15 protein-coding genes are annotated in these 15720 nt (G+C 42.5%); 13 read left to right on the top strand and 2 right to left on the bottom strand.

Annotated elements, in window-relative coordinates; genetic code table 11:
- The first annotated feature begins 113 nt into the window (after positions 1-113).
- The 13 genes from flhA to EGC80_RS20210 all read left to right on the top strand — a co-directional run bounded on the left by flhA (position 114) and on the right by EGC80_RS20210 (position 13175).
- Entirely contained in the window at positions 114-2213 is a 2100-nt protein-coding gene (gene flhA / locus EGC80_RS20270) for a flagellar biosynthesis protein FlhA (protein ID WP_124011923.1), read from the top strand.
- Between the two features lie 29 nt (positions 2214-2242).
- Positions 2243-3628 carry a flagellar biosynthesis protein FlhF gene (gene flhF / locus EGC80_RS20265; RefSeq protein ID WP_101032323.1) on the top strand — a complete coding sequence of 462 codons (1386 nt, stop codon included), beginning with the start codon at positions 2243-2245 and terminating at the stop codon, positions 3626-3628.
- A 4-nt stretch (positions 3629-3632) separates the two neighbouring features.
- Complete coding sequence (locus tag EGC80_RS20260; protein WP_124012138.1) at positions 3633-4514, top strand: MinD/ParA family protein; 882 nt, start codon at positions 3633-3635, stop codon at positions 4512-4514.
- Positions 4507-5226: an RNA polymerase sigma factor FliA gene (locus EGC80_RS20255; RefSeq protein WP_124693510.1), complete on the top strand. Its 720-nt coding sequence runs from the start codon at positions 4507-4509 to the stop codon at positions 5224-5226. Before EGC80_RS20260 ends, EGC80_RS20255 begins: the two co-directional genes overlap by 8 nt.
- A gap of 44 nt (positions 5227-5270) precedes the next feature.
- Positions 5271-5654: a chemotaxis response regulator CheY gene (cheY, locus tag EGC80_RS20250; protein WP_101032321.1), complete on the top strand. Its 384-nt coding sequence runs from the start codon at positions 5271-5273 to the stop codon at positions 5652-5654.
- 13 nt (positions 5655-5667) lie between these two features.
- The gene (locus EGC80_RS20245) at positions 5668-6405 is read left to right on the top strand and encodes a protein phosphatase CheZ (protein WP_124011921.1); all 738 of its coding nucleotides are present in this window, start codon (positions 5668-5670) and stop codon (positions 6403-6405) included.
- Between the two features lie 15 nt (positions 6406-6420).
- Positions 6421-8595, top strand: a complete 2175-nt coding sequence (locus tag EGC80_RS20240; protein ID WP_124693509.1) for a chemotaxis protein CheA — start codon at positions 6421-6423, stop codon at positions 8593-8595.
- Positions 8596-8625: 30 nt separating this feature from the next.
- Complete coding sequence (locus EGC80_RS20235; RefSeq protein ID WP_124011919.1) at positions 8626-9831, top strand: protein-glutamate methylesterase/protein-glutamine glutaminase; 1206 nt, start codon at positions 8626-8628, stop codon at positions 9829-9831.
- Positions 9824-10288 carry a membrane anchored protein in chemotaxis locus gene (locus EGC80_RS20230; protein WP_101032317.1) on the top strand — a complete coding sequence of 155 codons (465 nt, stop codon included), beginning with the start codon at positions 9824-9826 and terminating at the stop codon, positions 10286-10288. Before EGC80_RS20235 ends, EGC80_RS20230 begins: the two co-directional genes overlap by 8 nt.
- Before the next feature lie 45 nt (positions 10289-10333).
- Complete coding sequence (locus EGC80_RS20225; RefSeq protein WP_101032316.1) at positions 10334-11128, top strand: ParA family protein; 795 nt, start codon at positions 10334-10336, stop codon at positions 11126-11128.
- Entirely contained in the window at positions 11112-12203 is a 1092-nt protein-coding gene (locus tag EGC80_RS20220) for a chemotaxis protein CheW (protein WP_101032315.1), read from the top strand. Before EGC80_RS20225 ends, EGC80_RS20220 begins: the two co-directional genes overlap by 17 nt.
- A 2-nt stretch (positions 12204-12205) precedes the next feature.
- Positions 12206-12700, top strand: coding sequence for a chemotaxis protein CheW (locus EGC80_RS20215; protein WP_101032314.1), 495 nt, complete (start codon positions 12206-12208; stop codon positions 12698-12700).
- A gap of 76 nt (positions 12701-12776) precedes the next feature.
- Positions 12777-13175 (top strand): DUF2802 domain-containing protein, encoded by a 399-nt coding sequence (locus tag EGC80_RS20210; protein WP_101032313.1) that lies wholly within the window; start codon positions 12777-12779, stop codon positions 13173-13175.
- A gap of 81 nt (positions 13176-13256) precedes the next feature.
- Here EGC80_RS20210 and EGC80_RS20205 read toward each other — a convergent pair whose 3' ends face one another.
- On the bottom strand, positions 13257-14639 hold the full coding sequence (locus EGC80_RS20205; protein ID WP_101034709.1) for an RsmB/NOP family class I SAM-dependent RNA methyltransferase: 1383 nt from the start codon (positions 14637-14639) through the stop codon (positions 13257-13259).
- A 323-nt stretch (positions 14640-14962) separates the two neighbouring features.
- Positions 14963-15634 carry a DUF2461 domain-containing protein gene (locus EGC80_RS20200; protein ID WP_101032312.1) on the bottom strand — a complete coding sequence of 224 codons (672 nt, stop codon included), beginning with the start codon at positions 15632-15634 and terminating at the stop codon, positions 14963-14965.
- Between the last annotated feature and the right edge of the window lie 86 nt (positions 15635-15720).

Here is a 15720-nt window from a genome sequence, read left to right as displayed (position 1 = left end):
TCGTTAAATGACTCCCTCTGTCTTAGTTTTGGCTTAGTTTTTGCTTCGTCAGTCTATTAGCGTCAAATAACAGTACATTATTTCGCAATAGACTACATGAAGGGTTGACCTCAATGGATGCAAAAGCCGCTTTCGGGCAATTTAAACAAATAAGACCGTCGACATTTAAGGGCATTGGTACGCCTTTAATCGTGCTCGCGGCGCTTGGAATGGTGGTGTTGCCCATTCCAGCTTTTTTGCTCGACATCCTATTTTCATTCAATATTGCTTTAGCTTTAGTCGTACTACTCGTTGCCATTTATACGGATAGACCTCTTGATTTTGCTGCATTTCCTACCGTATTACTGGTGGCTACGTTATTAAGGCTTGCCCTTAACGTTGCCTCTACCCGGATTGTATTGCTCGAAGGCCATAATGGTGGTGATGCCGCTGGTAAAGTGATCGAAGCGTTCGGCTCAGTGGTGATTGGGGGTAACTATGCTGTCGGTTTAGTGGTATTCCTTATCTTGATCATCATTAACTTTGCGGTAGTGACCAAAGGTGCGGGGCGTATTTCTGAGGTAAGCGCTCGCTTTACCTTAGATGCCATGCCAGGTAAGCAAATGGCCATTGATGCCGATTTAAATGCCGGTACGCTGACCCAAGAACAAGCCGGTATTCGCCGTGAAGAAGTGACCCGAGAAGCTGACTTTTATGGTGCGATGGACGGGGCGTCAAAATTTGTAAAAGGTGATGCTATCGCCGGTATTATGATCTTAGTCATCAATATCTTAGGTGGCTTTATTATTGGTATTGTGCAGCACGATCTCGATTTTTCTAGCGCCGTAGAAATTTATACGTTATTAACCATTGGTGATGGTTTAGTCGCGCAGATCCCCGGTTTATTATTATCCATTGCCGCGGCTTTATTGGTGACTCGTCAAAACGAGTCAGGCGATATGGGCCAAATGATGTTCAGTCAGATGTTTGACAGTCATAAATCATTAGCCATTGCTGCTGGATTATTATTTGTCATGGGTGTTGTGCCAGGTATGCCTCATTTTGCGTTTTTGACTTTCGCAGCCATTACCGCAGCTGCCGCGTACTTTGTTTACAAGCGTAATGTTGACAATAAACAAGCTGCACTTACCTTAGCCACAAAAGGGCCGGTTGAGACTAAGAATAAAGAACCTAAAGAGTTAAGTTGGGACGATGTACGCCATGTTGATACCATAGGGCTTGAGGTTGGTTATCGCCTAATTCCATTAGTCGACAAGTCTCAAGGTGGTGAATTATTAGGCAGGATCAAAGGCGTACGTAAGAAATTGTCACAAGAGTTAGGTTTTTTAGTGCCAGCGGTGCATATTCGTGACAATTTGGATTTATCCCCTAATGCGTATCGCATTTCGTTAATGGGCGTGGTGGTCGGTGAGGCAGAAGTGAGACATGATTGCGAGTTAGCGATTAATCCAGGCCAAGTTTACGGTAAGCTTGATGGCATTGAAACTCACGACCCCGCTTTTGGTTTAGAGGCGGTATGGATAGCCCCAGAGCAACGTGAACAGGCACAAACATTAGGCTATACCGTCGTCGATACCGCAACGGTTGTGGCGACACATATCAGCCAATTACTCAGTAATAATGCGGCCAAGCTGTTAGGTTATGAAGAAGTGCAGCAGTTAATAGACATGTTGGGCAAAAACTCACCTAAATTAGTCGATGGTTTTGTTCCCGATATTATGCCGCTGGGATCTGTGGTTAAAGTGATGCAAAACCTACTCAATGAAGGGGTATCGGTACGTGATTTACGCACCATAGTGCAAACCTTGTTAGAATACGGCACCAAGAGTAATGACACCGAAGTATTAACCGCAGCAGTGCGGATTGCGCTAAAACGTATGATAGTGCAAGAAATCTCTGGACCAGAACTTGAAATCCCCGTCATTACATTGGCGCCAGAGTTGGAACAGATGTTGCATAAGTCTATGCAGGCGACCGGCGGTGAAGGTCCTAATATTGAACCGGGTCTTGCAGAGCGTATGCAACAGTCATTATTAGACGCTGCACAGAAGCAAGAAATGGTAGGACAACCAGCCATTTTATTGACATCTGGCATGCTCAGGTCAACGCTGTCACGATTTGTTAAATACACTATTCCCAATTTACGCGTGATTTCTTACCAAGAAATACCGGACGAGAAACAAATTAGAATTGTTTCTGCTGTAGGCCAATAGTGATAACGTCAGTTTATAGAGGTGCATAAGTGAAAATTAAACGATTTTTTGCCAAAGATATGCGCGCGGCATTGGCTCAAGTAAAAGAAATGTTGGGTTCTGACGCTGTCATTATGTCGAATAAAAAAGTCACTGGCGGAATCGAGATTGTCGCTGCTGTAGATTATGACGAACCTAAAGCCGCTATCGCTTCACAAGCGCCGACCACGGGTTTTATGGATGTGAGCGAAGACAAGGTGTCTTTAGGCGCTAAACCTGCCATAAAAGCCCAATCGAAGGTCAATCCTCCTGCGGCAGCAGATTCGTTACAGGCATTACTTGAAAAACAACACAATCGCATGACACAACAAATGTCCGTGCAACAAGACGAGCCAGAGTTACCTGAATGGGCTCGCCAATTACAAGGTGCAAAGTCGGCTAAACCCGCGTCGAACTTGCCACCGCAATCCGTCTCTGACAAACCAACAAAAAATAATAAAAACCACTCAGGCGATATGGATGATCTGCGTGAAGAAATGGCTTCATTACGTAGCTTATTAACTCATCAAGTTTCATCGTTAATGAAAGACCAAAAAAAGCGCACCGATCCTGTGGGAGCAATGCTTGAAAGTAAATTGATTGCCGCAGAGTTTTCTCCGGCAGTAGCTGCTAAACTAGCGGGATTAAGCCAACATTACACCCCAGCAGATTTAGTGCGCGCATTACCGCAAAGTTTAGCCAACTTACTCGACAACCAAGGCGATGATATTGTCAAACGGGGTGGTGTTGTGGCATTTGTGGGTCCTACGGGTGTTGGTAAAACGACTTCTTTAGCTAAAATTGCCGCCCGATTTGCCGCCCATCATGGACCAGAGCAGGTAGCATTGATTACCACAGATCATTACCGTATTGGCGCCTATGAGCAATTAGCCACTTATGGCAAAATAATGGGCTGTCCGGTTAAACAAGCTCATGATTTAACTGAATTAGAACAAATTCTTTATCAGTTTAGAAATCGTAAGTTAGTGTTAATTGATACGGCGGGTATGGGGCAGCGAGATATGCGTTTATATCAGCAATTAGATAATTTAACAGCCAATAGTAGAATTCCAATTAGGAGCTACTTAGTCTTGTCGGCGACCGGTCAACGTCGCGTATTGCAAGATGCGGTTGAGCATTTTAAACGGATCCCATTAGCGGGTGCGATTTTAACCAAGTTAGATGAATCAATATCAATTGCAGGTGCTTTGAGCGTATTGATTCAAAATGAGTTACCATTGAGCTATGTTACTGACGGCCAACGTGTTCCTGAGGACATGAAAGTGGCTGATACCCTAGAGTTGGCTAAGCAGGCTCTGGCGGCATTAAATGAAACAGAACAACAATCGTCACAAGACACAGCGTGGTCTAATGACAACGCCTATGCATTTGAGTAAAGTTATGACACGGGATCAAGCAAGTGGTTTACGTATGATGAATCAACCAAATAACGATAAAGTTAAAGTAATTGCCGTATCCGGTGGTAAAGGCGGAGTGGGCAAAACCAGTGTGTCAATTAATACCGCCGTTGCATTAGCTGAAAAAGGCAAACGCGTATTAGTACTTGATGCCGATTTAGGGTTAGCCAACGTCGATGTCATGCTGGGGATACGGGCTGAGAAAAATTTATCTCATGTTTTGTCCGGTGATGCCGAATTAGATGACATCATTGTGCGCGGACCTAAAGGGATCGGTATTGTTCCTGCTACGTCAGGTTCTCAAGCGATGGTAGAATTGACGCAAGCACAACATGCTGGACTTATCCGTGCATTTAGTGAAATGCGTACTCAGTTCGATATTTTAATTGTTGATACTGCAGCCGGAATATCAGATATGGTGCTGAGTTTTTCTCGTGCATCACAGGATGTATTAATTGTTGTTTGCGACGAGCCGACATCGATTACCGATGCTTATGCGCTGATTAAAATTTTAAGTCGTGAACATGGTGTGTTCCACTTCAAAATTGTGGCAAATATGGTGCGTAGTTTGCGAGAAGGTATGGAATTATTTGCAAAACTGAGTAAAGTGACCGATAGATTTTTAGATGTTGCTTTAGAGTTGGTTGCATCAATACCCTTTGATGAGAATTTACGTAAAGCGGTTCGTAAGCAAAAGTTAGTTGTTGAAGCGTATCCTAAATCTCCTTCAGCTATTGCTTACCATGGATTAGCCAATAAAATTATGACTTGGCCGGTGCCACAACAGCCCGGCGGCCATTTAGAATTCTTTGTTGAACGTCTTGTACAACGTAAACCGATACAAGAAGGAAGAACGGGTGAATAAAGCCGCAGCGTATACTCAGTTCGATAACAAAACATCTATTGTTGAACAGTATGCACCGCTGGTAAAAAAAATTGCTCATCATATGCTGGCAAGATTACCAGCATCGGTGCAACTTGATGACTTATTACAAGCTGGGATGATGGGGTTGCTTGAGGCCTCATCAAAATTTGATGATAGTAAAGGGGCCAAATTTGAAACCTTTGCTGGTATCCGAATTCGTGGTGCAATGATAGATGAAATTCGCCGAGGTGACTGGGTTCCACGCTCAGTTCATCGTAATAATCGCCGGGTTGCACAAGTGGTTGATGAATTAGGGCAGAAACTTGGACGTGATGCTCACGATACTGAAATTGCTGAAAAACTTGATATGTCGCTTGATGAATACCATCACATCTTAAATGATGTTTCTGTTGGTAAAATCATCGGTATAGAAGATCTTGGTGTTGCGCAAGATGTGTTAATCACAGACAACGAATCGCCAGATGAAACCTTTGACTCGCTTGCTGAAATTCAATTTCAATCTGCTTTGGTTGAAGCAATTAAGACATTGTCAGAAAGAGATGCGTTAGTGCTGTCGTTATATTATGACGAAGCATTAAATTTAAAAGAAATTGGTGCAATCCTTGACGTTAGCGAATCGCGAGTAAGCCAGATATTAAGTCAGGCAATGCTCAGGTTAAAAGCCAAACTCAAGCATTGGACACAAGAATAATAACTTATATAGAGCGAACGAGAGTCAGCTCACCGGAGGAAACCTTGGACAAGAATATGAAGATTCTTATTGTTGACGATTTTTCAACAATGAGGCGTATCATTAAGAACTTGTTGCGAGACTTGGGATATAATAATACTCAAGAAGCAGATGATGGCTCAACAGCCCTACCAATGTTACAAAAAGGCGATTTTGATTTTGTAGTAACAGACTGGAACATGCCTGGAATGCAAGGTATTGATTTACTTAGAGCCATTCGTGCTGATGATTCGTTAAAGCATTTACCTGTATTGATGGTAACCGCTGAAGCTAAGCGTGAACAAATTATTGCTGCAGCGCAAGCAGGTGTAAATGGTTATGTAGTAAAACCTTTCACCGCCGCTACGTTAAAAGAAAAGTTAGATAAAATCTTTGAACGACTCGCATAAGCAAGGATAAGTCATGCAGGCATCAATATCTGGCTTGGTCACTCTTGAACAAGCCCAAGAACTTGTTGAATTGCTTACCTCGGGTAATCAAGCAGAAGCTGATGATTACATCAGAGAGCTTGCAACGCCATTACAGCGTGAGCTTTTTGAAGAAGTCGGTAAGTTAACTCGACAACTCCACAGTGCACTAAAAGATTTCCAAGTTGATAACCGTTTATCTGAATTAGCGAATACCGAAATACCGGATGCTAGAGAAAGGTTGAACTATGTTATCGATATGACAGAACAAGCTGCAAATAAAACCATGGATGCAGTTGAAGAATGTCTTCCTTTGGCCGATACCATCATTAGCAATATACAATCAGTGACGCCCATGTGGGATAAATTGATGCGTCGTGATATAGAATTAGGTGAATTTAAGTCACTTTGTCATGATGTTCAACAGTTTATGTCGCATAGCGAGCATGACTCTAATCGCCTTCGCGAGCTGTTAAATCAAATTTTAATGGCACAAGACTTTCAAGATTTGACAGGCCAAATGATCCGTCGAGTGATTGATTTAGTTCGTGAAGTAGAAACTAATTTGGTTTCAATGCTAACGGTGTTTGGTGATAATGCTAGCGAATTATTGCCTACTATAAACGATAATAAAATAGAAGCAGAAGGTCCCATTATGCATGCTGAACGGCGTGAAGATGTGGTAACTGGTCAAGATGAAGTAGATGATCTGCTTTCAAGTCTGGGTTTCTAATTAGGAGTCAATTTAATGTCTTTTGATGTTGATGAAGAGATACTCCAGGACTTTTTAATTGAAGCTGGTGAGATTTTAGAGCTTCTACAGGAGCAGCTCGTTACTCTTGAAAATAATCCTGATGACAGTGATTTACTTAATGCTATTTTCCGTGGATTTCACACCGTTAAAGGTGGGGCTGGTTTTTTAAGTCTGGGTCCAATGGTTGATGTTTGTCATGAAGCTGAAAATACCTTCGACCTTTTACGCACCCGCAAACGCGGCGTAAATTCAGAGTTAATGGATATTATTTTGCAAGCGGTTGATGCGATTAATACCATGTTTGCTCAAACTCAGCAGGGACAGCAACAAGACTCCGCTGATCCTGCGTTACTCGCTAAACTCAAATTATTAAGTTCAGGTGCGCCATTACCTTCAGAAATGACGGCAGGAGAGCCAGAACCAATTGAAAATGTTGTTGAGTTTAACCAGCCTGAATCCATCGAAGAAATGAGTACGCCCTCAGCGCAAATATCCGGCTCAGGCAGTATTGATGAAATTGATGAGTCTGAATTTGAAGCTTTACTTGATGCTTTACATGGTACAGGCAAAAGCCCTGCTTCATCTAAAGCTTCTGATAGTAAAAAAGCCAATATCGATTCAACGTCTGCGGTAACCAATAGTAGTGACGACATTACTGATGATGAATTTGAAGCATTGTTAGATGAATTACATGGTTCAGGCTCGTTTAAAGCTAAATCAGAAGCGGTAGTTTCAGCTAAGCCAGCTACCCCGCCTGTTGCTGAACCTCTTGTTGATTCTGATGAATTCACTGACGATGAATTTGAACGTCTTTTAGATGAATTACACGGTAAAGGTACCGCGCCGGTAGTTAAACCACAATCAACTACCGCTGTAGAGTCTAATAAAGTGGTCGCTCCCCCAGTGGTAAAATCGACGGCAACGCCAGTTGTTAAACCGGTAGCGGCATCTGCCCCGGCAGTTGCTCCTAAAGCGCCTTCTGTTCCGCAAGGTGAGACAACCGTTCGTGTTGATACCGCTCGATTAGACGACATCATGAATATGGTTGGTGAGTTGGTCTTAGTTCGTAACCGACTGGTTAGTTTAGGCATTAATCGTGAAGATGAGGAAATGTCTAAGGCTCTTGCTAACCTTGATTTAGTCACTGCTGATTTGCAAGGCGCAGTGATGAAGACCCGCATGCAGCCTATCAAGAAAGTGTTTGGCCGATTCCCTCGTGTTGTTCGAGATATGGCCCGCACCTTAAATAAAGAAATTAATTTAGTCATGATTGGTGAAGATACCGATCTTGATAAAAATTTAGTTGAGGCGTTAGCCGATCCTTTGGTCCACTTGGTGCGAAACTCAGTCGATCACGGTATCGAAATGCCGATTACTCGTGAAGCAAGTGGCAAATCTCGAACGGGCACGATTACCTTATCGGCTAGCCAAGAAGGTGACCACATCCTACTTAAAATTGAGGATGATGGCGCGGGAATGGACCCTGAGAAGCTAAAACAGATTGCGATAAGTCGTGGTGTGTTAGATGAAGATGCCGCCGCGAGAATGACCGATAACGAAGCTTATAACCTGATTTTTGCTCCAGGCTTTTCAACCAAAGTTGAAGTTTCAGATATTTCAGGCCGTGGAGTGGGTATGGATGTGGTGAAAACCCGCATCAACCAACTTAACGGTACGGTTTATATTGATTCGATGAAAGGTAAGGGCACCATACTTGAAATCAAAGTGCCATTAACCTTGGCGATTATGCCGACATTGATGATTGAAGTGTCCAATCAAGTCTTTGCACTGCCGTTAACGAGTGTGAATGAAATCTTTAATTTAGATATAACAAAAACCAATATTGTTGATGGTCAATTGACGGTTATTTTCCGTAATAAGGCCGTGCCATTATTTTATCTAGAAAAATGGTTACACAGCAAAAAATCAACCTTTAAGCATGGTGATAAGAAGCATGGTCATGTTGTGATTGTTCAGCTTGGTACCATGCAGATTGGCTTCGTTGTTGATGCATTGATTGGACAAGAAGAAGTTGTTATTAAGCCACTTGGCAGTATGTTACAAGGTACGCCTGGAATGGCGGGTGCGACAATTACATCTGATGGTGGCATTGCACTTATTTTAGATGTGCCAGGGCTGCTAAAACACTACGCTAAAAGTAAAAAGTAATAATAAAAGTTCCATTATTTAAGGAATTAAATGGCCATAAAAGTACTAGTTGTAGATGATTCTAGCTTTTTTCGACGTCGAGTCAGTGAGATTGTCAATCAAGATCCTGATCTCGAAGTTGTTGCCGTTGCTGTTAATGGTAAAGAAGCTGTTGAGATGGCTGCAAAATTAAAGCCTCAAGTCATTACGATGGACATTGAGATGCCTGTGATGGATGGGATAACGGCTGTTCGTGAAATCATGGCGAATAATCCTACCCCTATTTTGATGTTTTCATCATTAACTCATGATGGCGCTAAAGCGACACTGGATGCGTTAGACGCTGGGGCATTGGATTTTCTGCCAAAACGCTTTGAGGATATTGCGACGAATAAAGACGATGCGATACTGTTGTTACAACAACGAATTAAAGCATTAGGTCGACGCAGGATGTATCGTTCCAGCTCGTTATCGACTACATCATTACCGCAACCTCGAAGAGCAACGACGACTGCCGCAGATACCCATACCTCTCATCGACCATTAAGTAGTCGTTTGCCCCCACATGCCGCACCAGTTGCAGCCCGTTCCAGTCTATCGAGTGCACCGAGTGCACCCGCTGATCGCCAAACCGCCAATCCAACAACGTCTTCAGTATCGTCTATTCGAGCCAGCGGTAAGCAATATAGAGCATTATTGATTGGGACATCAACCGGTGGGCCGGTCGCATTACAGAAGGTGTTAACGGCATTTCCAGCCAATTATCCTCATCCTATTGTGTTGATCCAGCACATGCCTGCGGCGTTTACCCCAGCCTTTGCGGCACGCTTAAATACCTTGTGCAAAATTGATGTGAAAGAAGCCGCAAATGGCGATGTTATGCGTCCTGGCTGTGCTTATTTAGCACCCGGAGGCATGCAACTGATGATTGAGCGAAATGGTTCGACTGGCAGGTTGAAAATCGTCTCTGGAACCCATGAAATGAATTATAAACCGTCCGTTGATATTACTTTTGCTTCAGCATCTAAAGCTTTTGGCGGTGATGTTTTGGCTGTTGTGTTAACGGGTATGGGGGCTGACGGTAGAGAAGGGGCCAGAATGTTAAAGTCTATTGGTGCCACTATTTGGGCACAAGATGAAGCAAGCTGTGTGGTATACGGTATGCCTCAAGCGGTGTTCTCAACAGGTATCGCGACTCACTCTATTTCATTAGACAATATGGCTGAAGCCATTTTAAAAGAGTCTAGTCGTGGCTAAGCCTGAGTACTCGTTAAAGACTAAGCAAATGCTAGGGTTGTTTTTATCCTTCATAATGATCTTCGTATTAGCAGGTTTATATGTTGATGCCCATCAAAAAGTGGCTTCATTACAACAAGATGTCGCCCGTTTAACCGCATCTCAAGTGTTGTTGATGGTACCAGAAGATCAAGCAGCGAATATTGCTGATTGGCTAACTATGCATCCTGAACAAACTCAAGCAATTATAGCGTCGGCTGGCAAGGAACTCGCGCAAAGTGCGTTGTTTGGGCCGGGTGCTTTAGATGGTGGTCAGCTGATTGAAGTTGATCAGGTTAAGTACGATATTGATACTCCTGCTAAATGGAAGGATCAAGAGGTCGTTATGTCAGAAAATGATCAAGGGGTTAAGGTTATCCGTTTACCTAACGGTGGGATCCGTGTAACAACCCGCGATGATAAACAAGACAAACACTAGTCAGTATTCCATAACAGCATCATTATAATGACCTGAGAGGCTTTTTTGAAAATATGGACGGTAGCTAACCAAAAAGGTGGCGTAGGTAAAACCACCACTGTAGCCAGTTTAGCCGGAGCACTGGTTAAGCGTGGCCAACGAGTGCTGATGATTGACACTGATCCTCACGCTTCATTGGGCTATTACTTAGGTATTGATTCAGACGAAGTGCCTTGTTCGCTTTATGATGTTTTTTTGAATCATCAGAAACTGACTAAAGAGTTTATTTTACAAAATGTGATTCCTACTCAAATACAGGGCCTCGATATTATTCCGGCTAATATGGCGTTAGCAACACTTGATCGGTCATTAGGCCATCAAGAAGGCATGGGGTTAGTGCTGCGCAACTTATTGGCATTGCTTGAAGATACATATGATGTGGCTATTATCGATTGTCCGCCAGTGTTAGGGGTGTTAATGGTGAATGCATTAGCCGCGAGTCATCACATTATTATTCCTGTCCAGACTGAGTTTTTGGCTATAAAAGGACTCGAGCGTATGGTGAAAACCATGGAAATTATGGGCCGCTCTAAGAAAACCCGTTATAGCTTTACCGTATTACCGACTATGTATGACAAGCGCACTAAAGCTTCCCCTATAGCATTACAATTTTTGCAGGATAAATATGGTCCAACACTTTGGCCTAATGACGTGATACCGGTTGATACTAAATTTAGAGACGCAAGCTTGGCTCATTTACCCGGTTCGCATTATTCAGCCAGTAGCCGAGGTGTAAAAGCATATAATCGCCTGCTGGATTTTTTATTTTCTCAGGAGTTTACCCATGTCAAAATCGGTTGATGAAACTGTTTTTGATTATTTCAGTCTTTTATTACAGGAACAGCCTAAATCGATTCCTGCACAAAGCCTTGAGGTAAAACCACGTATTGCTGTGGATCCAGTTAATGACATTGGCCATAACGTGTCAAATATTACCGAGGAAAAGCCGACTGGAACAGTCACACCAGCCGCACCTATATCTGCTCATTATTCACAACAAATATTGTCTAAGGCTTCATCTGTTATTGCTAACCAACGGCAATATGCAGAGCCGACTACCAGTGTCGATAAGCTCGCGCTTGAAAAATTATTATCTGCAGTATCTAAACCTAGAGCAGAAACCGATTTATCGCAACAGATTAAAGCCAGTACAGAGCGTGTTCGACAGGCCATTACTCATATTGAGCCTAAAACGGTTGTGAATAATACAGAAACACAACAAACAGAACTAACGGATAAAGAAATCAAGTCGTTAGTCGATATAAACAATAACGAAAGTTCACATGCTGATATAAAAGACGTTATCATTAAGCAAGATCAGTGGGTAGAGCATTCTGCGGCGCAAGATCATACAGGGCCACAAACTCAGGTCGGGGATCAACCGCCTAGTATTACCCATGATTTACAAGAAGTACTTGATGATGAATTTCAAGTGTTATTCTTTAAGATAGCAGGATTAACGCTGGCGGTTCCACTTGTTAGCTTAGGTGGGATTATTAAAATTGATAAGATAAATCATCTTATTGGTCGGCCATCTTGGTTTATGGGGGTGCAAACCCATCGTGACAGCAACGTAAATGTGGTTGATACGTGTGCTTGGGTTATGCCTGACAAATATTCGCAAGAATTAGCACAAACAGTCGATTATCAATTTCTTGTGATGCTTGAAGATAGTCAATGGGGGTTAACGTGCGAGTCGCTAGTTAACGCTGTTAAAATAGATAAATCACACGTCAATTGGCGTGAAAAACCGGGTAAGCGTCCGTGGCTTGCTGGGGTAGTAAAACAACAAATGTGTGGCATTTTAAATGTTCAAGCATTAATTAAAATGCTTGATGCAGGTTTAGGTTGTCAGGATTCGATTGACCGAGGTTAACAATGAGCGATTCTAGAAGTGTAGCAGCGGTTGCTGCAAGTAAAGACGATGCAGTATTACAATGGGTAACATTTAAGCTAGATAATGAAACCTACGGTATTAACGTAATGCAAGTTCAAGAAGTATTACGCTATACCGAAATTGCTCCTGTGCCAGGCGCACCTTATTATGTATTGGGGATTATCAACCTACGCGGTAACGTAGTAACGGTTATTGATACTCGTTCACGTTTTGGTTTGCAGTCTGCTGAAATCGACGATTCAACTCGTATTGTGATTATTGAGGCTGAAAAACAAGTCATTGGTATTTTGGTTGATAGCGTTGCAGAAGTGGTTTATTTACGTCGTTCTGAAATTGACAACGCACCTAATGTGGGCACCGAAGAAAGTGCTAAATTTATTCAAGGCGTGAGTAATCGCGAGAATGAGCTATTGATTTTAGTTGATTTGGATAAGTTATTGTCTGATGAAGAGTGGGTAGAGTTAACACAAATCTAGTCGCGGTCTTATTAAGAAAGCCAACCGAGTCACTGTTGGCTCTTTGCTTTTGAGTAACAGCAGCATAGGTATATTAATGGGTGATGAATTTCTAATTGCAGCTTTAGTGTACGTGATTGCATGTCTTGGTCTGCTTCTTTATTTATTTAAGCAGTCGAGTAAATTAAAATCTAAAGTCGCCGCACTTACCGTATTAGTTAAAGAAAGTGATCGTCAGCGTGAAGCCGTTAAAAGGGAATTACATGAGTTACGCAGTGGCACTATTGGTGTGGGTAGGCGTGTGGTCGAGTTAGAACAAAAACTCGCTAAGCAGTTTGATATGATCGAAGAAGCGAGTCAACAAGATCCTCAAACCAAATTATATTCACGAGCTGTCAAAATGGTCGGTCTAGGTGCGGGAATTGAAGAGCTAATGCAAGAGTGCGAATTACCTAAAGCAGAAGCTGAATTAATACTTCGTCTACACAGAAAATAGCCCAACAGTGTTCGTCTGTGCCGCAATAATATAAAAGCCATCGATATGATGGCTTTTTAGTGGATCATTCTTTTTAGTGGCTTAAGCGTTACGTCGACGCATCTTGGCGACAAACATACCATCACTGTCAGCTTGCTGAGGCCAAATGGTTAACATATCACATAGCTGTCCAGTAAAAGGATGTGTGACCGGTTCAAGTTCAAATTCTGATGTTGCAGATAAGAAGTCTTTTACAATTTGTTCATTTTCGCTCGGTGATAAGGAGCACGTTGCATAAACCAACTTGCCACCTGCTTTTACTGCCGCAGCGCTGCGACGTAAAATCGCTAACTGTAGTTTTGGTTTGTCTGTGATAGCGCTAACATCATCAAGCCATCGCATATCTGGATTTCGACGCCAAGTCCCCGTGCAGCTACATGGGGCATCGACTAACACACCGTCAAAAGCATTGGCGTCGACCGGTAATATGTCACCCTTCCAAGGTGCGACATTAATATGATCAAAGCCTGCTCGTTTGGCACGTTTACGCAGCTCTTCCAACGGTTTATGGCGAATATCTGATGCGGTAATACTGCCCGTAAAGGCTGAGCTTTGCTGCGACATTAATGAATATAACTGCAGGCTTTTACCGCCAGCGCCACTGCAAGCATCCCACCACAGTTCATGGTTGTTTGGCTGACAAATTTGGCCAATGACTTGGGAGGCTAAATCCTGAATTTCAATATAACCTTGTTTATAAGCATCCATTTCATTTAGGTTAATACTCTTATGGCCCAAACTTATGGCATCAGAAAAGTAACCGCTCGCTTTTGCTTCAACACCCGTTTGGCGAAGAGACTCAATCACCTTTTCTGTTGATAATGTTTGCGCTCGAGCCCAGATAGGCGGTCGGCTGCTCATGGCGTTTACAACCGCATATTGTTCAGTCGCATCTATAGGACAACGTTGCCAAAACCATTGTGGTAATAATTGGCTTATTTGACTGGTTTCGATGCCACTTAATGCAATAAAGGCAGTTAATTTACCATTTAATGATGCATTATTTTCCAGCAGAGTCTTATCGGCGCGGGCTTGAGGCCAATCAGCAAAATCATTCCAAGCTTGAGTGATGTCATTCCACTTATGCTGTTCTAACATCGCACAAGTACTTAGTTGTTGAAACCAAGTCGTGTGCTTTTGACTTGAATCTAATTGGCTTAACCAGCCCCACCATCGAAAGAGACCAAATAAAGTTTCACGGATCACGCGTCTATCTTTGGAACCATGCTTTTTATGATCACGAAAATATTGGCCGATAATTCTATCTGCAGGCATCTTGGTACTCATGACCTGATTAAAAAGTTTCTCAATGGTTGTCGAGTAGCTTAGGGCACGTTTTTGGGCTGATGTTGTCGCCGCGATTTCTTGCGCATGTGTCTCGCCAGATGTTGTTGCGTTAGACATGGCGGGAATATTATGGCTCATGAATTGACCTGATGTTTCCGGACAGCAAATAACAACTTGCTGTACTAAATTATTTTTTGCTAGTTTAACACGGCTCATCTAAATGATGACTTAAAACTCTAATGATGAAATAAAACAGCTAACATGTGAGCCACTATTTATCACGCAACCCGACTTTAGTGGGGTGATGCCATGAGTGTCGTATTGAAAAGCGTTGTTCATTAGCCGTGTTAATTAGCCGTGTTAATCGGAGCCGTCTTCTTTGGTGGTTACCATTCATCTTCCAAGATCAACACGCCCTAGTGACGTCACCATCATGATAGCGTCGTAATGTTTCTTTGGGATCAAAAGTCGAGATCTAATGCAAAACATAAATAGGCCATCAATGCCAGTGTATGCTGATATTGTTGCGCACAATAATCGACAAAATCATTGCGACAAACTTGTTCTATACTTACCGATTTAATGGCAATAAAATCTTTGCGTTTTAGCTCTTCGATCATGGCGTGGTCTTTAGCAAATCCTCGCGGCGGGCGTATTAAACTGTCGCCTGATAATTCAAATCCTGCTCGAGATAATTGTGCTAATGCTTTTTGATAGCCGTTGGGGTTTTCATCAATACAATGACGAATAGCATTGAGTACTTTTGATTCTGGATGCCAAATCCCAGCGGCAATAAAGCATTCATCATTGGCGATATGGACATAAAAACCTGGGGCATGCACATCTTTTGCCTGAAAGTGTCTAAACTGAATGCCTACATTGGTTTTATAAGGGGTTTTATTTTTACTAAAACGACTATCGCGTTGCGGACGCATTAAACTGCCGCCGACTTTTTTGGCTACTGCGGTAAATCGTGGTGATATGGTCAAAATGGGTCCTTGCATCGCTTCAATAAATTGTAATGCAGGTGTTCTGACTTGATCTTCATATTGCTGTTGATTGGTTTTAAACCATTCTCTATCGTTGTTAGTGCTGAGTTGGTTTAAAAAGTTGAAACTGAGTTGAGTAAACATGGCATAACCTTTTAACAATAGCGATGCTGATAATGATGTGATAATTTGCCTACATGTTAATCAATGTTTATGTAGAGTTAAATAGC

Origin of the sequence: Shewanella psychromarinicola (assembly GCF_003855155.1) — a bacterium.
Lineage (GTDB): Bacteria > Pseudomonadota > Gammaproteobacteria > Enterobacterales > Shewanellaceae > Shewanella > Shewanella psychromarinicola.
Note: the sequence above shows the minus strand (reverse complement) of the source record. Positions and strands in the feature narration are given on the sequence as shown.